Here is a 16,927-nt window from a genome sequence, read left to right as displayed (position 1 = left end):
GATTAGGTAGTCATGGCCGGGAACAGCCAACGCAGGAACCGCCGCACGTCCAACAAGAAGGGCGCGACGGTCGGCAGCGGTGGCCAGCGGCGCAAGGGCCTCGAGGGCAAGGGCCCCACGCCGAAGGCCGAGGACCGCAAGGGCCACAAGGCGTTCCGCGTCTCCAACGCCATCGCCCGACAGGCCGCCAAGCGCCGCCCCGCGCCCCGCCGCGGCGGCCCCAAGGGCACCTCGGAGATGGTCGTCGGCCGTAACCCGGTCTTCGAGGCGCTCCGCGACGGCGTGCCCGCGACCACGCTGTACGTCCAGCAGTTCATCGACAACGACGAGCGCGTCCGCGACGTGCTGAAGCTCGCCGGCGACCGGGGCAACATCCACCTGATGGAGGCCCCGCGCCAGGAGCTGGACCGGATGACGAACGGCCTGAACCACCAGGGCCTCGTCCTGCAGGTCCCGCCGTACGAGTACGCGCACCCCGAGGACCTCACGGCGGCCGCCTACGACGCTCACGAGGACCCGCTGATCGTGGCCCTCGACGGCGTCACCGACCCGCGCAACCTCGGCGCGATCGTCCGCTCCGTCTCCGCCTTCGGCGGTCACGGCGTGGTCGTCCCCGAGCGCCGCGCGGCCGGGATGACCGCGGGCGCCTGGAAGTCCTCGGCCGGCACCGCAGCCCGTACGCCGGTCTCCCGCGTCACCAACCTGACGCGCGCCCTGGAGGGCTTCCAGAAGGAGGGCCTCACGGTCGTCGGCCTCGCCGCCGACGGCGAGCACACGGTCGAGGACCTGGAGGCGCTGGACGGCCCGGTCGTCATCGTCATCGGCAGCGAGGGCAAGGGCCTCGGCCGCCTCGTCGGCGAGACCTGCGACTACCGCGTCCGCATCTCGATGCCCGGTGGCGCCGAGTCGCTGAACGCCGGTGTCGCCGCGGGCATCGTCCTCTACGAGGTCGCCCGCCGCCGCGCGAAGTGACGTCGGCACGGCACTCAGGGAAGGGCCCAGCTCGCTGAGCTGGGCCTTTCGCGTACGCCTTCCCGTAGCCGTCCCGTATCCCTCACGTACGTCTTCCCGTACACCGGTACGAATGGCGCGATCTTGACGGGTCTCGGACATTCCGAGCCCGTCAAGGCAGTGTCCAAACCCCCCGTCACTCGGTTAGATGAGTGTGGACACCAGAACGCCCCGGCCGGGGTTCGACGATCAGCCCGCGCTGAGCATGCTCAAGGTGGATTCCGATCCCGCGCAGGTCATCGTGAACCACGCCAGCTTCCGTGTGCGGCTCGCGCCGGCCCAGCAGCCGAAGTTCGCCGCCGCCTCTCGCGGTCCGGCCCTCGCCGGAGTGGCAGCAGCGGCGGGCGGGGCCGCCGGGCGCCGCCGCCCCGTCGTATGGACCGGCAAGTCCTCACCCGGGGCCACCGGACTGCTCCAGGCCGTCCGGGAGTCGTCGGTCTCCACTATGGAGCCCCCCGGGCACCTCGACGCGGGCGCCACGCAGGCCATCCCGCGGATCGACGACACGATGCCGACGCCCGTCGTCCCCGCCGACGCGCCGCTGCTGCCCCCGATGCGCCGCGCCGAAGGCGCCTTCGACCAGCCGTACGAGGCTCCGTACGAGCTGTCGCGCCAGGGCTCGTACGGAGATGCCGGGGGCGGGGACGGGGCGGACGGCGACGAGTTCGGCGCCCGCGCGTCGCAGCGCCACGGCGCCGACCCGGTCCGGCACGCCTACTACCCCGGGCGCCGGATGAACCTCGGCGTCGTCCTCCTCCCGCTCCGCGTCTTCCTCGGCTTCATCTCCATCTACGCGGGCATGGGCAAGCTCTGCGACCCCGTCTACTTCGACGGCGGCGAGCGCGGCTCCATGGTCAAGTGGCTCAACTCGCTGAACCCCTGGGCCCTCGCCGAACCGCTGCGGGACTTCGCCCTGCAGCACCCGGTCGGCGCCGGACTGACCGTCGCCTTCCTCCAGGTCGTCGTCGGCGTCCTCACCGTCCTCGGCCTCTGGCAGCGGGTCGGTGCCGTCATCGGCGCCCTGCTGTCGGCGGCCCTGCTCCTGACGGTCAGCTGGAAGACCGTCCCGGTCTACGACTCGGCCGACATCATCTTCCTGGCCGCCTGGTCCCCGCTGATCATCGCCGGCGCCCCCGTCTACTCCATCGACGGCCGCCTGGCCGGCGAGGCCTGGCGCACGCTCGGCCCGCGCTCGGAGCTGTGGGAGCTGCGCCGCCGGGTCCTGCGCCGCGGCGCGCTGGTCACCTCGGTCGTCGTCGGTCTGACGCTGCTCGTCGGCTCGGTGCTCGGCGGGGCGGTGCGGTCGGCGGAGATGGTCACCGTGCCCGGTCCGAACGACGACCCGATCAACCACCTGCCCGGCCGGACGCTCCCCGCGGAGCCCGGCGAGCGCACCCCGTCCCAGTCCGCCTCCACGCGGCCCAAGCCGTCGGCGACGCAGGGCGCGAGCGGGGAGAGCGAGAAGGACGAGACGGCCGAGCCGACCGAGTCCGCCCGCGAGACCGGCCGGGCGGAGGGGAGCCGGCCGACCTCGACGCAGGGCACCGGCACCCGTACCCCGACCCAGTCGAGGCCGGCGGCCCCGCCGTCGACCAGCTCGGGCCCGACGAGCTCGGGCGGCTCGAACGGCGGCAGCGGCGGCGGCACGGGCACGAGCGAGCCGACGAGCGGCTCGTCGTCGGGCGGCAGCGGGGGGAACAGGAACCCGATCGGCGGCTTGCTGGGCTGAGAGCAGGCGTACGCAGGACAAAGGGCGGCACCGCGAACAAAGGCGGTGCCGCCCTTCGGCGTACGTACTCAGGAGCTCTTACACGGCGCGCTGGGCGGCCAACTCCTTGGCGGCCTCGGTGAGGTCCTTGGCGGTGTCGATGGCGCGCCAGTAGGCCCCCTGGGGCAGCGGGAAGCCGGCGAGGCGGCGCTCGCGGGCGAGGCGGGGGAAGGTGGTGCGCTCGTGGTCGCCCCGGTCGGGGAGCAGCTCGGTGAACGCGGCGGAGAAGACGTACACGCCCGCGTTGATGAGGTACGGCGACGGCGGCGACTCGATGAAGTCGGTGATGTGCCCGAAGGTGTCCGTCTCGACGGCGCCCCACGGGATGCGGGGGCGGGCGAGGGCGAGGGTGGCGGTGGCGTCGCGTTCGGCGTGGAAGGCCGCCATCTCACGCAGGGAGAAGCGGGTCCAGATGTCGCCGTTGGTGGCGTACCAGGGCTGTGCGGGCTCGGGCAGGTGCGCGGCGGCGTACTTGAGGCCGCCGCCACGGCCGAGCGGCTCGGGTTCGACGACGGTCTTCACGCGCAGCGGAAGATCGGCGGAGGCGAGCCAGTCCTGGAGCACCTCGGCGAGATGGCCGCAGGACACGACGGCGTCGGTCACGCCCTCGGCGGCGAGCCAGGACAGCTGATGGCCGATGATCGGGGTCCCGGTGCCGGGGATCTCGACCATCGGCTTGGGGCGGTCGTCGGTGTACGGGCGCAGGCGCGAGCCCTGGCCGCCCGCCAGGACCACGGCCTGCGTCGGGGAGGTTTCCATACCGCGAACGATATGCGCACCGGATGAGGCAGCCGTTCAGCGTCGCGGCGTCAGCTCGCGTACATCACGCCGGTCGCGAACGAGGTGTCGCAGACCGGGCGGGAGTAGGACTGGGCGCGGGTGGGGCCGTAGTGGCGTACGGCGGCCTTGCCGAGGGCGCGGGCGATGGACATGCAGTGCTTGGCGAGGGAGGGCGTGTTCTCGATCTCGCGCTGGAGGTGCGTCAACGCGGTGCCGGGGTCCTTCTCCTGAAGCTCAGCGAGGAGGCGGTCGCGCAGAATATCCTGCGGGGCACGGGACTTGGCGGGGACGGAGACGTCCTCGGAGGATGCGGTGAGCATCTGGGTGTCGGAGCCCTTGCCGGCCCACGGGACGGCGGAGACCGCGAGCGTCCCGGAGAGCACCAGGACGACGGGCAGGACGAGGGCGAGAGAGCGGCCGATACGGCGGGCAGTGTGCGTCACGGAGGCGAGCGTAGCGGCCGGTGATGATATGGCGACATTTAGTCACTCTCGCGGGGGATGGTTCGAGGCGGCTTTTCGAATCGGGTGTTGACGAGGTGCCCGAATTGAGCGCTCTGCCGGGGTATTTGTCGACATACCCGATGACGACGCGAACGGCCCCGTATCTCCAGGAGATGCGGGGCCGTTGGGCGGTTCAGGTGGGGTCAGCCGGAGAGCCGCTCACCGGTGGAGGTGGAGAAGACGTGCAGCTCGTCCGGGCGCGGCACGACGTGGAGCGTGGAGCCCTTCTCCGGGACGGCGCGGCCGCCGACGCGGACGACCAGGTCCTTGTCCTCGCTGCCGACGCGGGCGGAGCCGTAGACGTAACCGTCGGCGCCGAGCTCCTCGACGACGTTGACGGAGACGGCCAGGCCTTCCTTGCTGGTGGCGCCCGAGACGTCGAAGTGCTCGGGGCGGATGCCGACCGTGACGGTCGTGTCGCCCTTGGCGGAGGCGGCGGAGAGCGCGTCGCGGGAGACCGGGACGATGCTGTTGCCGAACTTCACGCCGCCGTCGGTGATCGGGACCTCGACCAGGTTCATGGCGGGGGAGCCGATGAAGCCGGCGACGAAGAGGTTGGCCGGGCGGTCGTACATGTTGCGCGGCGAGTCGACCTGCTGGAGCAGACCGTCCTTGAGGACCGCGACGCGGTCGCCCATGGTGAGGGCCTCGACCTGGTCGTGGGTGACGTACACGGTGGTGATGCCGAGCCGACGCTGGAGGCTCGCGATCTGCGTACGGGTGGACACGCGGAGCTTGGCGTCGAGGTTCGACAGCGGCTCGTCCATGAGGAAGACCTGGGGCTCACGCACGATGGCGCGGCCCATCGCCACACGCTGCCGCTGACCGCCGGAGAGCGCCTTGGGCTTGCGGTCCAGGTACGGGGTGAGGTCGAGGATCTTGGCGGCCTCTTCGACCTTGGCGCGGATCTCGCTCTTGTTGACGCCGGCGATCTTGAGGGCGAAGCCCATGTTGTCGGCGACGGTCATGTGCGGGTAGAGCGCGTAGTTCTGGAACACCATGGCGATGTCCCGGTCCTTGGGCGGCAGGTGCGTGACGTCGCGGTCACCGATGCGGATGGAGCCGCCGTTGACGTCCTCGAGCCCGGCGAGCATGCGCAGGGAGGTGGACTTGCCGCAGCCGGAGGGCCCGACGAGGACGAGGAACTCGCCGTCCTCGATCTCGATCTCGAGCTGGTCGACGGCGGGCTTGTCGGAACCCGGGTAGAGCCGGGTCGCCTTGTCGAACGTGACAGAAGCCATGGTGGCGTGTCCCTTCACCGGCAGGAACGTGCCGGACGATCCGAGTAAAGGAAGGATTGAGGTCTAGTCCACCTAAGTGAACTGAAGGCGACGCTACCTGCCGTGGCGGCATCTGTCAGCACTCCGGCCCCGACGAGATTTCCGACCGGGCGGGGTCCCTGGTTGGTTACACTGCACTCGCTGCCTCCTTAGCTCAGCTGGCCAGAGCACCGCTCTTGTAAAGCGGGGGTCGTCGGTTCGAACCCGACAGGGGGCTCTTGGACGAAGGGCCGGCACGCGGGGGCATCTCCCTGGGGCCGGCCCTTCGGCATGATCGCGTCCCGTGCGACGTACGTGCCGGAAGGTGGGGGATCCAGCCATGGACAAGAACCCACCGCATCACGAGTTCCAGGTCGGCGACGTTCTACGGGTCAGCTGCCCGCCGGCTGAAGGCCGAGTGGCCGAGGTGTCTCGTTTCTACGCCTCGGTCGAGTGGCCATGGGCCGAGATCGATCAACAGTCTGAGGTCAGGTGGAACGGCCGCAGAGCCTTCGCGATGTCGCCCGACTCCCCGGAGTGGACCATGAGCCTGTTCAAGACCGATCCTGAGCCATGGAACCTGCACGTCGGTGACAGCTGCCTCGTAGGCATACCTGAGACGCTGGTGCGAATCGTCGATATCGGCCGCTACGACCCTCCACAGGATGTCGGGTGGCTTCCCCGCCCTCACACGATGCTGGTCGTAGTCCCTGTTGACTGCCCCGACGAGGCTCTCTCCGAGGACGACGGAGACACGATCGACCTCGAATCAGCGGCACCACTGACGTTCGAGCTTGTGTCTCGGAGCTGATCTGGAGCCGGCACTGCCAACGGCATCGGCCATGATTGGCCGTTGCGCCGTGAGCGTCCAACTGTGTGACAACGCTGACGAACAGCGGTGGACGAACGCGAACTCTGCGCCCCGCCAGCGCAGGTGAGACCAGGAGCGGTCAGCCATGGGCGGGCCATCTGTGGCTCGGTCACTCCGCGATTCGGGCGGCGGCCGTTTCCCATGGGGTTGGTTCTGCCGCTTCTTCGTCCTCGTCGGCGTCCTCTTGGTACCACCCGGTTCCGGTAAGCCAGATCTCGAGCCACTCGGACAGGCTCCCGGCGTCGACGAACCAGGCGGCGGCTCCGTCGTCCGTGAGGACGTTCGGATCGAAGAGGAGGACCGTGGCGGTTTCGCCGAGGCAGTCCACCGCGGCGTACATGCCGCAGCCCCAGTCGAGGATCGGCAGCAGGCCCGCCGGCCAGTACGGTGTCTCGCCATTGGCCGAGGCGGACCGTTCGGACTGGTACTCACTCAGGGCCGTGCGCCCCGGCCCGACCAGTGGGAGGAGCTGGTAGTCGGGGCCGTAGCCGCCGTTGGCCACCCTGCCTCGGCGGGAGTGAGCCTCGCCCGGAAGTTCCCCGACCGGCCACTGGACGATCTCTCCGAGCCGCTGCCCGACTACAGTCCGGAAGCCGCAGCAGCCACCAGTGCAGTCCGGTTTCCTGACGCCATGTACATGGCTGCGCCTACCCTTCCTGCATGCATAAAGGTGGGATCAGCCGGGACGGGGTCCTCAAGGCCGCAGCCGAGTATGACGAGTTGGGGCGCGACGCGTTCCTCTCCGCGTACGGGTACAAGCCTGCGACCGGGTACTTCCTCGTGCACGAGGGGCGGACGTACGACTCGAAGGCCATCGCCGGGGTGGCGCACAAGTTCGACCAGGGGCGGGCGTTGAGGTGGGACGAGCTGAGTGGGGGCCGGTCTCACGCCGTCAAGTGGCTTGCCCGGCTCGGCTTCGTGATTCGCTCGTCGAGGGATCCCGACTGGACGCGCGACGAGATCATCCTTGCCTGCGCTCTGGCGATGGACAACGGCTGGAAGCGGCTGGAGTACAACGACCAGCGCGTTGTCGAACTGTCTGCTCTCTTGCAGACCATGCCGATCCACCCCGAGGACGTGCGTACGGAGCGGTTCCGTAACCCCAACGGCGTCGCCCGCAAGACAGTCGACATCACCTCCCGGCACCCGGACTACCAAGGGAAGCCGACGAACGGCAACGCACTCGACGTCGACGTCATGAACGACTTCCTGGCGCGGCCGGCCGAGATGGCCGAGGTGGCGCGGCGCATCTGGCAGGGCCTCGCTTCGGGCGAGCTTCAGGATCTGCCCGCTGAGGCCGAGGACGAGGACGACGACTACAGCGCGCCCGAAGGCAAGTTGCTGATACGCCTCCACAGGAGCCGTGAGCGTGACAAGGCGCTGCGCAAGCGGAAGATCGATGCAGTGCTGCGCCAGGGGCGCCGGCTCGCCTGCGAGGCATGCGACTTCGACTTCGAAGCGACGTACGGCCCGCGCGGCGCCGGCTACATCGAGTGTCACCACGTCGTGCCGCTGCACGAGGCGGGCGAAGGGCGGACGAAGCTCAGTGACCTCGCTCTGATCTGCGCCAACTGCCATCGGATGATCCACCGCCGTGCGCCATGGCCCACACCCGGCGAGCTCCGACGTCTCATCGCGGTCCCCACCGTGCCGGATACGCCCTGACGCCTCCGCCCGCCCTCCGCGTCAGCGGCCCGACAGTCTGTTGGCCAGGGTGGCGATGCGGGACGTTGTTGCTGTGTGGGTGGTGGATTCGGTGTGGTCGGCGTGGCGGAAGGCTGCGTACATGGTTTGGACGCCCAGCCAGCGGAGGGGTTCCGGTTCCCATTTGCGGACCTTGTGGTTGACCCAGGGGAGGGCCGTCAGGTCGGTGGGGCCCGACTGGCCCGAGTCCTGTTGGATCAGGTCGCGCAGGGTGCGGGCCGCCAGGTTCGTCGTGGCGACGCCCGAGCCCACGTAGCCGCCCGCCCAGCCCAGGCCCGTCGAGCGGTCGAGGGTGACCGTCGCGCACCAGTCGCGGGGGACGCCCAGGACGCCCGACCAGGCGTGGTCGATGCCGATGCCCGTGAGGGACGGGAAGAAGCGGGTGAGGATGTCGCGCAGGGCCTCGATCGTCTCGGGCTGCGTGCGGCCGTCGTTGTCCGTTTTGGAGGCGTAGCGGTACGGGACGCCTCTGCCGCCCAGGGCGATGCGGCCGTCCGCCGTGCGCTGGGCGTACATGTACGCGTGCGCCATGTCGCCCAGGGTTTCGCCGCCCTGCCAGCCGATCTCCGCCCACTGGGCGTCGGTGAGCGGTTCCGTCGCGATCATCGAGGAGTTCATCGGGAGCCACGTGCGGCGCTGGCCCGCCAGGGAGGCCGTGAAGCCCTCCGTGCAGCGCAGGACGTACGGCGCGCGGACCGTGCCGTACGGGGTGATCGCGTGCTTCGGCTTGATCTCCGTGACCGGGGTCGACTCGTGGATCGTCACGCCGAGCGCCTCGACCGCCGCCGCGAGGCCCTTGACCAGCTTCACCGGGTGCAGGCTCGCGCCGTGCGGCGTCCAGGACGAGCCGACCGCGCCGGCGACCCGGATGCGGTCCGCCGTCTCCCGGGCGCCGTACAGCTCGCGCTCCTTCTCGCCGAACGCGATCTCCACCGCGTGGAAGGCCTTGAGGCGGCTGAGTTGGGCCGGCGAGTGCGCTACCTCCAGGACACCGCCCTGGTGGATGTCGGCGTCGATGTTCTCGGCCCTGCAGATTTCCATGACCTCTGTGACCGTGGCGTTCATCGCCTGCTGCAGGCGGACCGCCGCCTCGTGGCCGTGGAGCTTGGCGTAGCGGTCGCGGCCCGCGATGCCGTTGTAGAGCCAGCCGCCGTTGCGGCCGGAGGCGCCGTACCCGCAGAACTTGGCCTCCAGGACGGTGATGTTGAGGAACGGCACCGCCTTCTTCAGGTAGTACGCCGTCCACAGGCCGGTGTAGCCGCCGCCGACGATGCATACGTCCGCCGTGGCGTCCCCGGCCAGCGGCTCGCGCGGGGCGGGGGCGCCCTCCTGCGCGTACCAGAACGAGATGCCGCCGTTGATTGTGCTGTTGCCGCTGCTCCTGCTGACCATGGGCGGGAGGGTACTGGATGGGATGGGGGCCTTGGACCCTCGGATCAGGGTCTTTCGGCGTGGTGGGTGGGGTGCGGGGCGCGCCTAGGTTCGAGGGTGCGGATTTCGTTGCCGCCACGCCGTTCCGAAAGGACCCTTTCATGCCCGTACGCAGGACTGTTCGCGTCGCCGTGGCCCTGGCCGCGGCCGGGGCCGTCGCGCTGGCCGGGGCGGGATGTTCGTCCTCCGCCACGTCCGCGTCCGCGTCGGTCGCGGAGAACGGCGCCGAGCCCACGACCGTTGTCGGAGCAGGCCTGACGACCGTCGTCGAGGGGCCGAAGATCATCGTCGGGGAGGCGAAGGCGCCGCACACCGCGACCGTCTATCTCGACCCGCGCTGCAGCTACTGCGCCAAGTTCGAGGAGGGCGGCGCCGTGGCGCTCGCGCAGGCGGCGGCCGAGGGGAAGGTACGGATCGAGTACGTCGTCGCGTCCTTCCTCGACGCGCGCTCGGGCGGTACGGCCTCGGCGCGGGCGGCGAACGCGATGCGGGCGGCGGCGGAGGCCGGGAAGTTCGCCGAGTTCCAGGCCGCGCTGTTCGCGGGCGGCGGCGCGGAGGACCCGCTGAAGGTCGCGGACCGGGTGGACGGGCTGCGGAGCGCCGAGTTCGACCGGGCGGTACGGGAGGACACGTACCACGACTGGGTCGCCTCGGCGGAGAAGGCCTTCGAGGACTCGGGGGTCGGCGGCACGCCGACGGTGTTGCTCGACGGCCAGCAGGTGGGCGTGGGCGGCGACGCGCTGTACGACCAGGACGCGTTCGCGCGGGTGCTGCGGGACGCGGGTGTCTGAGGGCGGGCTTTACTCGGGTGTGCCTCCGCACGCGCGTGTGTAGCTTCGTCCTGTGATCGAGATTCCCGCCGAACTGGCAGCGTCCCAGGCGAAGTACAACGGGGAGGCCGGCCGCGCGTTCGTCGCGGCGCTGCCCGGGCGGGCGCGGGAGTTCCTCGACCGGTGGGGGCTGCGGGTGACCGGGCCCTCGATGTACGGGGTCGCCTCGCTGGTGCTGCCGGTGATCCGGAGCGCGGACGGTACGCGCGCGGCGCTGAAGATGCAGCTCCTCGACGAGGAGAGCGCGGGCGAGGCGGAGGCGCTGCGGATCTGGGACGGCGCCGGGGCCGTACGGCTCCTCGCGGAGGACACAGGGACCGGCACGATGCTGCTGGAGCGGCTCGACGAGGGCCGGCACCTGTCGACGCTGGGGGACGCGCGGGAGGCGGTACGGATCCTCGCGGAGCTGCTGGCCCGCCTGGTCGCCGTACCCGCGCCGGAGGGCCTGCGGGGGCTCGGGGAGATCGCGGCGCGGATGGTGGCGGACACCCCGGACGCGGCGGCCCGGCTCGGCGCGGAGGACGCGGCGCTGCTGCGGGACTGCGCGGCGGCGGTACGGGAGGTCATGGGCGAGCCGGGCGACCGGCTGCTCCACTGGGACCTGCACTACGACAACATCCTCGCGGCGGACCGCGAGCCGTGGCTGGCCATCGACCCGAAGCCGCTGGCCGGGGACCCGGGGTTCGATCTGCTTCCCGCGCTGACGGACCTCTGGGGCGAGGATGCCGACGAGGGCGCGGACCCGGCGGTCGTGACGCGGTGGCGGTTCGACCTGCTGACGGAGCGGCTCGGGCTCGATCGTGAGCGGGCGCTGGCGTGGACGCTGGGGCGGGTGCTGCAGAACGGGCTGTGGGACGTGGAGGACGGCGAGCCGGCCCTCGACCCGGACCAGGTCGTGATCGCCCGGAGCCTGATGACGGGTGGCGGGCGGTAGCCGGACGGGTGATGGCTGGACGGGTGGTAGCCGGACGGGTGGTAGCCGGACGGGTGGTACGAGCACGCTGACGCGGTGCAGGCTGGGGGCATGATTCGTACCGCCACACCTGCCGACGTGCCCGTGATCCACGCGATGGTCCGCGAACTCGCGGAGTACGAGAAGGCCTCGCACGAGGTCCGCGCGACCCCCGAGCAGCTCCACGAGGCCCTCTTCGGCGCGCAGCCGGCCGCCTACGCCCACATCGCGGAGTCCCCCGAGGGCGAACCGGTGGGCTTCGCCCTGTGGTTCCTCAACTTCTCGACCTGGCGCGGAGTCCACGGCATCTACCTGGAGGACCTGTACGTCCGCCCGTCGAGCCGCGGCGGCGGCCACGGGAAGGCCCTGCTGGCCGAGTTGGCCCGGATCTGCGTGGAGCGCGGGTACGAGCGCCTGGAGTGGTCGGTCCTGGACTGGAACGAGCCCGCCCTGGACTTCTACAAGTCGCTCGGCGCGGTGTCCATGGACGAGTGGACGGTGAACCGGCTCACGGACGACGCCCTCCACAGGCTGGGTACGGGCGGGTAGCGCTTTCGCGCCAACTGGCTTGCCTTTAAGGGGAGTTACGGGCCGTCGACGAGTAGCCTGGATCCATGCAACCTCATTGATCCGGGTGTATAGGGGGCCCGGCCCCGGCGGAGGCGAAGGGGGCCTCGCCGGGGCCGGTGTCCCCCTCCTCGTTCGGGGTGGTTTCCCTGCCACCTCGGCGGTGAGCTTCAGCTCGCCGTAGGCCCGGACGAGGAGGTTGCAAGATGGCCGCAAAGGATAAGGAGTCCTGGATCAAGGAGCTGGCCTCACGGTTCGCAGTCGCACTCGCAGTCAAGGCACTGTGGGCCGCGATCATGAGGCTGGCCCTCCGCGACGACGCCTGAGCAGCGCCCATCCGGCCGGTCCCCGGTACCCCTTGCCGAGGGCCGGCCGTCTCCGTCGGCGGCCTCCCCTCCGCTACGGGATGAGCACCACCTTCCCGATCGTCCCCCGGGTCTCCAGCGCCCGGTGGGCTTCCGGCGCGGCGGCCAGGGGGAAGGGGTGGACGGCCGGGCGGAGGGTGCCCTCGGTGGTCGCGGCGAGGGCGGCGCTTTCGAGGTTGCGGATGTCGCCGCCCGCCTTCTGGAGCATCGTCGGGCCGAGGACGGACTCCGAGGTGATGCCCCTGGCCGCGAGCTCCTCCTCCGTGAACGTGAGGGGTTCGCCGTCCTGGAGGCCCGTGCTGGACCAGCCGAAGACCACGTGGTGGCCGCCCTTGCCCAGGAGGTCGACCGCCGCGCGGCCCGTGTCGCCGCCGACCGAGTCGAAGACGACCGTCGCCGTCCTGTCGCCCAGGAACGCGCGGACCCGGTCCGGCCAGTCCGGGAGCTTGTAGTCGACGGCCAGGTCGGCGCCGTTCTCCTGGACCCGGGCCACCTTCTCCGGGCCGCCCGCGAGGCCGATGACCGTGGCGCCCGCGTTCTTCGCGTACTGGACGAGGAGGGTGCCGATGCCGCCCGCCGCCGCGGGGACGATCGCGATCGACTCCGGGCCGAGCTCCGTGAACTGGAGGATCCCGAGCGTTGTACGGCCCGTCCCGATCATCGCGACCGCCTCCGCCTCGCCCACGTGGTCCGCCAGGGCGTGCAGCTTCGCCGCGTCGACGACCGCCTTCTCCGCGTAGCCCCCGGGGGCCATGCCCAGGTGGGCCACCACGCGCCGGCCCAGCCACGACGGGTCCGTCCCCTCGCCCAGCGCGTCCACCGTGCCGGCCACCTCGCGGCCCGGGATCGTGGGCAGCTCGGCCGGGGCCGGGAAGGGGCCGGTGCCGCCCATGCGCAGGACCGTGTCCAGGAGGTGCACGCCCGCGGCGGCGACCGCGATCCGTACCTGGCCGGGGCCGGGGACCGGGTCCTGGACCTCCTCGTACGTGAGGTTCTCGGCCGGGCCGAAGGCGTGGAGTCGGATCGCGTGCATGGTGAACTCCCCGATTTTGGGTGGCTGGTGTGTGGCTACGCGTACAGCCTCTGACCTCAAGTGGACTTGAGGTCAAGCCTTCTCGTCCGCAGCGCCAGCGACACCGCCTCCACCGCGCTCGTGAACGACACCTCCGACAGCACCCCGGGCGCCGCCACCTCGTCCCCCACCAGGTACACCCCGTCGCCCCGGTCGATCGCCGGGCGGTCGCGCCAGGTCGTGCCCGGGCGGTCCACCGCCCCCGTACGGCCCCCGGAGACCGCCTCCCGGCGCCAGACCTCGCGCTCGCGCCAGCCCGGGAAGCCGAGGTCCAGCAGGCGCTCGGCATGCGCCACGCCGTCCGCTTTCGACGCCTCCGGTGCGATCGGGAACTGCGCCTGGATCAGCTGCTCGCCCGCCGGGGCGAGGGACGGGTCCTGCGCGGTGAAGCGTTCTATCCAGCCAGGCGCGTCCAGGTCCGAGACGATGAACGGGTCGCCCTTGCGGGTGCGCAGGGCCAGGTCGAGGAGGACCGTACGGCCGCTCTCCCCGCGCAGGCTCGCGTCCCCCAGCAGCCCCGAGGCCGCCGCCAGCGACGTCGCCACCACCACCGGGCCGTCGGCGACGGGCAGTTCGGTGAGGCGGGAGCTCGTCTCGATCCGTACGCCCAGCTCCCGGGCACGCGCCGCCAGCCGCTCGACCAGCTGGCCCCAGCCGCCGCGGACGTACGTCGCCTCCGGCGGCAGCGCGGCCGCCCGGTGCAGCCGCTCCTGCACGAACCGGGCCGAGAGCGCGCCGGGGTCGTGGTGGAACAGGGCGACCCCGCTGTACGCGGCGGCCTGAGCGGCCGCCTCGGGGCCGGCGACCCGCGTGGCCCAGGTGCGGAAGTCGGTGTCGACGGGGGCCTGTTCGGCCGTACGGAGCGTGTGGCGCAGGAAGCGGAGGGGCGGGGTGCGGCGCAGCGCGCCCGCGTGGTGGAAGCGGAAGCGGGCCGCCTCGCGCGGCGGCAGGGGCGCGAGCGGGCCGACGAGACCGCGCTGCGCGAGCCAGGTCCAGTGCGGGCCGCGGCGGTAGAGCGCGTGCGGCCCCTCGTTGGTGCGGTACGGGCCCTCGGCCGTCCGGGCCCGCCCGCCGAGCGTGGCGTGGGCCTCGTGGAGGGTGACCGTCGCGCCGGCCTCGGCGGCGGTGATCGCCGCGACGAGCCCGGCGAATCCGCCGCCGATGACGGTGATGGTGCGCTGCATCCCGTTGTTCTCCTTCTCCCTCGTGGTGTCGGTGGTACCGGGGAGACGCGCGGAGGGGCCGCGGATGTGACATCGGGCCGTTGTCAGTGGTGCCCGGCACCATGGATCCATGACGACGGGCAGGAAGAAGAAGATCGCGGCAGCGCGACGGGCGGAGGTGCGGCTGCCGCCGCTGGAGGCGTACGAGGGGGGAGAGCTCGCGCCGGACGGGGACTACGACGGGCTGGAGTTCCGGGGGCTCGATCTGGCGGGGCAGAGCGGGACCGGGGCGCGGTTCCTGGACTGTGCGGTGCGGGACTGCGCGCTGGACGAGACGCGGCTGCGCAGCGCGCGCTTCATGGACTCCGTCCTGAGCGGCATCCGGGGCGTCGGGACGGATCTGGCGGGGGCGTCGCTGCGCGACGTGGAGATCGTGGACGCGCGGCTCGGCGGGACGCAGCTGCACGGGTCGGTCCTGGAGCGGGTCCTGGTGCGGGGAGGGAAGATCGACTATCTGAATCTGCGCAAGGCGAAGCTGAAGGACGTCGTCTTCGACGGCTGCGTGCTCGCCGAGCCCGACTTCGGGGGTGCGGTCCTGGAGCGGGTCGAGTTCCGGGACTGCGTGGTCACGGGGGTGGACTTCAGCGGGGTCCGGATGACGGACGTCGACCTGCGGACGGTGCAGCGGATCGAGATCGCGCGGGGCGTGGACGCGCTCGCGGGGGCCGTGATCAGCACGGGGCAGCTGCTGGACCTCGCGCCGCTGTTCGCCGCCCAGTTGGGGGTGCGGGTGGAGGACCAGGGATGAGGGGGAGCGTTACGGGACGCGGGGTTACGGGACGCGACGTTACGGGACACGGGGGAAGCGGGCCTGGAGGTCCCAGATCACCGGGTTGTCGCCCAGGCCCTCGTGCATGTCGGTGAGGTCGGCGACCAGGTCGTGCAGGAAGTCGCGGGCCTCGCGGCGCAGCTCGCGGTGGCCGAAGGTGAGCGGGGGCTCGTCGCCCGGCATCCAGTCGGCCTCCACGTCCACCCAGCCGAAGCGGCGCTCGAAGAGCATCAGGTCCGAGGACTCGGTGAAGTCGAGCTCGGCGTACTGGCGCTTCGAGGAGCGGCTGCCGCGCGGGTCGCGGTCCAGCTGCTCGACGATGTCGCACAGCGCCCACGCGAAGTCGAGCACCGGCACCCATCCCCAGGCTGTGGACACCTCGCGGTCGGACTTGGGGTCGGCCAGGTACACGTCTCCGCAGAACAGGTCGTGGCGGAGCGCGTGGACGTCCGCGCGCCGGTAGTCGGTCTGCGGGGGGTCGGGGAAGCGACGCGAGAGGGAGTAGCCGATGTCGAGCACAGACGATGGTCCCACGCGCCGCGCCGAGTCCCTCCCCCTCAGCCTCGTGAGCGGGCGTGGAGGGTGCGGGCCAGGCGGGGGCCAAGCCAGCGCTTCAGGCGGCGGAGGGGTTCCAGGCCGTCCGCCGCGCGGTCGATCCGGTAGTAGAGCTGTGGCGGGATGTGCGGGAGCAGGGGCGAGTGGCGCTGGCCGAGCAGCGCGAACATCTGGCCCGGGGGCAGGCGCATGTAGCGCGGGAGGTTCTCGTACCAGCGTGCGCTGTAGCGGGCCGCGCTCTGCGCCGAGAGCAGCTCGGCGCGCCGCCGCCTGCCGTAGCGGGTGAGCGCGGCGTCGAGGGCGTCGCCCGGGGTACCGGCCCCGCCACCCGCCCCGCCCGTGCCCCGCAGCGCTTCGGCCAGCGCCAGGGCGTCCTCCAGGGCCAGCGTCGTGCCCGCGCCGATCGAGTAGTGGGTGGTGTGGGCGGCGTCGCCGAGGAGGACCAGGTTGCCGTGGTGCCAGGCGCGGGTCGTCAGGGTGCGGAAGTTCAGCCACTGCGCCGCGTCGTCCTCCTGCGCGCGGCCGATGAGCCGCTGCCCGTCCAGGAGGTCGTGGAACAGCTTCTCCAGCACGTTCAGGCTGTCCGCCTCGCCCATCCGGTCGAGCCCGAGGCCCGTCCACGTCTCCGGGGCGCACTCCACCACGCACGTCGACTGCTCGCCGCTGAACCCGTAGGCGTAGCACCAGATCCAGCCGTGCTCCGTCTCCTTGAAGGCGAAGCTGAAGGAGTCGAAGACCTTCGTCGTGCCGAGCCAGATGTAGTGGTTCCGGCCCGAGGCGATCTCGGCGCCGAAGTGCCCGGCGTACGCCTCGCGCAGCGCGCTGTTGACCCCGTCCGCCGCGACGACCAGGTCCGCGTCCGCCAGCTCCGGGGCGTCCGGGCCCGGGATCCCGTGCTCGAACTCGACCCGTACGCCCAGGGCCTCCGCCCGCTCCGCGAGGAGGTTGAGCATCCGGCGGCGGCCGATGCCGAAGCCCTCGTCGCCCCGGTGGACGGTCCGCTCGTCGCGGACGATCGCGACGCCGTCCGTCCAGGTCACCGAGGCCGCGCCGATCGCGTCCGCCGACTCCGGGTCGCCCGCCCGCAGCTTGTCGAGGAGACCGGCCCAGTAGGTCACGCCCCAGCCGTACGTGGAGCCGGCCGGGTTCCGTTCGTAGACGGTGATCTCGTGGGACGGGTCCTGCCGCTTCATCAGGATCGAGAAGTACAGGCCGCCGGGCCCACCGCCGACGCAGGCGATCTTCACGCGCGCTCCCACTCGACAAC

17 protein-coding genes and 1 tRNA gene are annotated in these 16,927 nt (G+C 71.6%); 9 read left to right on the top strand and 9 right to left on the bottom strand.

Features of this window, described 5'->3' with window-relative positions; genetic code table 11:
• Positions 1–12: 12 nt before the first annotated feature.
• The gene (gene rlmB, locus ACWCO8_RS27395) at positions 13–972 is read left to right on the top strand and encodes a 23S rRNA (guanosine(2251)-2'-O)-methyltransferase RlmB (RefSeq protein WP_362007628.1); all 960 of its coding nucleotides are present in this window, start codon (positions 13–15) and stop codon (positions 970–972) included.
• Between the two features lie 187 nt (positions 973–1,159).
• Complete coding sequence (locus ACWCO8_RS27390; RefSeq protein WP_451034495.1) at positions 1,160–2,740, top strand: DoxX family membrane protein; 1,581 nt, start codon at positions 1,160–1,162, stop codon at positions 2,738–2,740.
• 78 nt (positions 2,741–2,818) lie between these two features.
• Here the strand turns inward: ACWCO8_RS27390 and ACWCO8_RS27385 are convergent, their stop codons facing one another.
• From ACWCO8_RS27385 to ACWCO8_RS27375, 3 genes are all read right to left on the bottom strand, one after another.
• Positions 2,819–3,538, bottom strand: a complete 720-nt coding sequence (locus ACWCO8_RS27385; protein ID WP_362007623.1) for a nucleotidyltransferase family protein — start codon at positions 3,536–3,538, stop codon at positions 2,819–2,821.
• Between the two features lie 50 nt (positions 3,539–3,588).
• Positions 3,589–4,002, bottom strand: a complete 414-nt coding sequence (locus tag ACWCO8_RS27380) for a hypothetical protein (RefSeq protein WP_362007620.1) — start codon at positions 4,000–4,002, stop codon at positions 3,589–3,591.
• A 203-nt stretch (positions 4,003–4,205) separates the two neighbouring features.
• Positions 4,206–5,303: an ABC transporter ATP-binding protein gene (locus tag ACWCO8_RS27375; RefSeq protein WP_362007617.1), complete on the bottom strand. Its 1,098-nt coding sequence runs from the start codon at positions 5,301–5,303 to the stop codon at positions 4,206–4,208.
• A gap of 182 nt (positions 5,304–5,485) precedes the next feature.
• Here ACWCO8_RS27375 and ACWCO8_RS27370 point away from each other — a divergent pair.
• Both ACWCO8_RS27370 and ACWCO8_RS27365 read left to right on the top strand, forming a co-directional pair.
• Positions 5,486–5,559, top strand: a tRNA-Thr gene (locus ACWCO8_RS27370).
• Between the two features lie 102 nt (positions 5,560–5,661).
• On the top strand, positions 5,662–6,132 hold the full coding sequence (locus ACWCO8_RS27365) for a hypothetical protein (RefSeq protein ID WP_451034494.1): 471 nt from the start codon (positions 5,662–5,664) through the stop codon (positions 6,130–6,132).
• Positions 6,133–6,301: 169 nt separating this feature from the next.
• Here the strand turns inward: ACWCO8_RS27365 and ACWCO8_RS27360 are convergent, their stop codons facing one another.
• Entirely contained in the window at positions 6,302–6,694 is a 393-nt protein-coding gene (locus ACWCO8_RS27360; RefSeq protein ID WP_451034493.1) for an SMI1/KNR4 family protein, read from the bottom strand.
• Positions 6,695–6,852: 158 nt separating this feature from the next.
• Between ACWCO8_RS27360 and ACWCO8_RS27355 the strand changes: the two genes are divergently transcribed.
• Positions 6,853–7,857 (top strand): HNH endonuclease, encoded by a 1,005-nt coding sequence (locus ACWCO8_RS27355; RefSeq protein WP_451034492.1) that lies wholly within the window; start codon positions 6,853–6,855, stop codon positions 7,855–7,857.
• A gap of 21 nt (positions 7,858–7,878) precedes the next feature.
• Here ACWCO8_RS27355 and ACWCO8_RS27350 read toward each other — a convergent pair whose 3' ends face one another.
• Positions 7,879–9,288 carry an NAD(P)/FAD-dependent oxidoreductase gene (locus ACWCO8_RS27350; protein WP_451034491.1) on the bottom strand — a complete coding sequence of 470 codons (1,410 nt, stop codon included), beginning with the start codon at positions 9,286–9,288 and terminating at the stop codon, positions 7,879–7,881.
• A 140-nt stretch (positions 9,289–9,428) separates the two neighbouring features.
• Here ACWCO8_RS27350 and ACWCO8_RS27345 point away from each other — a divergent pair, with 140 nt between their 5' ends.
• From ACWCO8_RS27345 to ACWCO8_RS27335, 3 genes are all read left to right on the top strand, one after another.
• On the top strand, positions 9,429–10,118 hold the full coding sequence (locus ACWCO8_RS27345) for a DsbA family protein (protein WP_451034490.1): 690 nt from the start codon (positions 9,429–9,431) through the stop codon (positions 10,116–10,118).
• 52 nt (positions 10,119–10,170) lie between these two features.
• Entirely contained in the window at positions 10,171–11,091 is a 921-nt protein-coding gene (locus ACWCO8_RS27340) for an aminoglycoside phosphotransferase family protein (RefSeq protein ID WP_451034489.1), read from the top strand.
• Positions 11,092–11,181: 90 nt separating this feature from the next.
• Entirely contained in the window at positions 11,182–11,658 is a 477-nt protein-coding gene (locus tag ACWCO8_RS27335) for an N-acetyltransferase family protein (protein WP_451034488.1), read from the top strand.
• 417 nt (positions 11,659–12,075) lie between these two features.
• Here ACWCO8_RS27335 and ACWCO8_RS27330 read toward each other — a convergent pair whose 3' ends face one another.
• Both ACWCO8_RS27330 and ACWCO8_RS27325 read right to left on the bottom strand, forming a co-directional pair.
• Complete coding sequence (locus ACWCO8_RS27330; RefSeq protein ID WP_451034487.1) at positions 12,076–13,074, bottom strand: zinc-binding dehydrogenase; 999 nt, start codon at positions 13,072–13,074, stop codon at positions 12,076–12,078.
• A 56-nt stretch (positions 13,075–13,130) separates the two neighbouring features.
• Positions 13,131–14,297, bottom strand: a complete 1,167-nt coding sequence (locus ACWCO8_RS27325) for an FAD-dependent oxidoreductase (protein WP_451034486.1) — start codon at positions 14,295–14,297, stop codon at positions 13,131–13,133.
• A 109-nt stretch (positions 14,298–14,406) separates the two neighbouring features.
• Here ACWCO8_RS27325 and ACWCO8_RS27320 point away from each other — a divergent pair, with 109 nt between their 5' ends.
• A complete protein-coding gene (locus ACWCO8_RS27320) occupies positions 14,407–15,084 on the top strand; it encodes a pentapeptide repeat-containing protein (protein ID WP_451034485.1) in 678 nt (225 codons plus the stop codon).
• Positions 15,085–15,123: 39 nt separating this feature from the next.
• Here the strand turns inward: ACWCO8_RS27320 and ACWCO8_RS27315 are convergent, their stop codons facing one another.
• Together ACWCO8_RS27315 and ACWCO8_RS27310 are read right to left on the bottom strand one after the other, a co-directional pair.
• The gene (locus tag ACWCO8_RS27315; RefSeq protein ID WP_362007896.1) at positions 15,124–15,624 is read right to left on the bottom strand and encodes a hypothetical protein; all 501 of its coding nucleotides are present in this window, start codon (positions 15,622–15,624) and stop codon (positions 15,124–15,126) included.
• A gap of 38 nt (positions 15,625–15,662) precedes the next feature.
• Positions 15,663–16,907, bottom strand: coding sequence for an FAD-dependent monooxygenase (locus ACWCO8_RS27310; RefSeq protein WP_451034484.1), 1,245 nt, complete (start codon positions 16,905–16,907; stop codon positions 15,663–15,665).
• Between the last annotated feature and the right edge of the window lie 20 nt (positions 16,908–16,927).

The organism is Streptomyces sp. NPDC001927 (genome assembly GCF_053594455.1).
The sequence above is the reverse complement of the archived record's forward strand: the minus strand, read 5'-3'. Positions and strand labels throughout refer to the sequence as shown.

What these genes read in the sequence shown, in the direction of transcription:
- rlmB (WP_362007628.1), top strand. Translation starts at nt 13, where the DNA reads ATGGCCGGGAACAGCCAACGCAGGAACCGCCGCACGTCCAACAAGAAG.
- ACWCO8_RS27390 (WP_451034495.1), top strand. Translation starts at nt 1,160, where the DNA reads ATGAGTGTGGACACCAGAACGCCCCGGCCGGGGTTCGACGATCAGCCC.
- ACWCO8_RS27385 (WP_362007623.1), bottom strand. Translation starts at nt 3,538, where the DNA reads ATGGAAACCTCCCCGACGCAGGCCGTGGTCCTGGCGGGCGGCCAGGGC.
- ACWCO8_RS27375 (WP_362007617.1), bottom strand. Translation starts at nt 5,303, where the DNA reads ATGGCTTCTGTCACGTTCGACAAGGCGACCCGGCTCTACCCGGGTTCC.
- ACWCO8_RS27365 (WP_451034494.1), top strand. Translation starts at nt 5,662, where the DNA reads ATGGACAAGAACCCACCGCATCACGAGTTCCAGGTCGGCGACGTTCTA.
- ACWCO8_RS27355 (WP_451034492.1), top strand. Translation starts at nt 6,853, where the DNA reads ATGCATAAAGGTGGGATCAGCCGGGACGGGGTCCTCAAGGCCGCAGCC.
- ACWCO8_RS27350 (WP_451034491.1), bottom strand. Translation starts at nt 9,288, where the DNA reads ATGGTCAGCAGGAGCAGCGGCAACAGCACAATCAACGGCGGCATCTCG.
- ACWCO8_RS27345 (WP_451034490.1), top strand. Translation starts at nt 9,429, where the DNA reads ATGCCCGTACGCAGGACTGTTCGCGTCGCCGTGGCCCTGGCCGCGGCC.
- ACWCO8_RS27335 (WP_451034488.1), top strand. Translation starts at nt 11,182, where the DNA reads ATGATTCGTACCGCCACACCTGCCGACGTGCCCGTGATCCACGCGATG.
- ACWCO8_RS27330 (WP_451034487.1), bottom strand. Translation starts at nt 13,074, where the DNA reads ATGCACGCGATCCGACTCCACGCCTTCGGCCCGGCCGAGAACCTCACG.
- ACWCO8_RS27325 (WP_451034486.1), bottom strand. Translation starts at nt 14,297, where the DNA reads ATGCAGCGCACCATCACCGTCATCGGCGGCGGATTCGCCGGGCTCGTC.
- ACWCO8_RS27320 (WP_451034485.1), top strand. Translation starts at nt 14,407, where the DNA reads ATGACGACGGGCAGGAAGAAGAAGATCGCGGCAGCGCGACGGGCGGAG.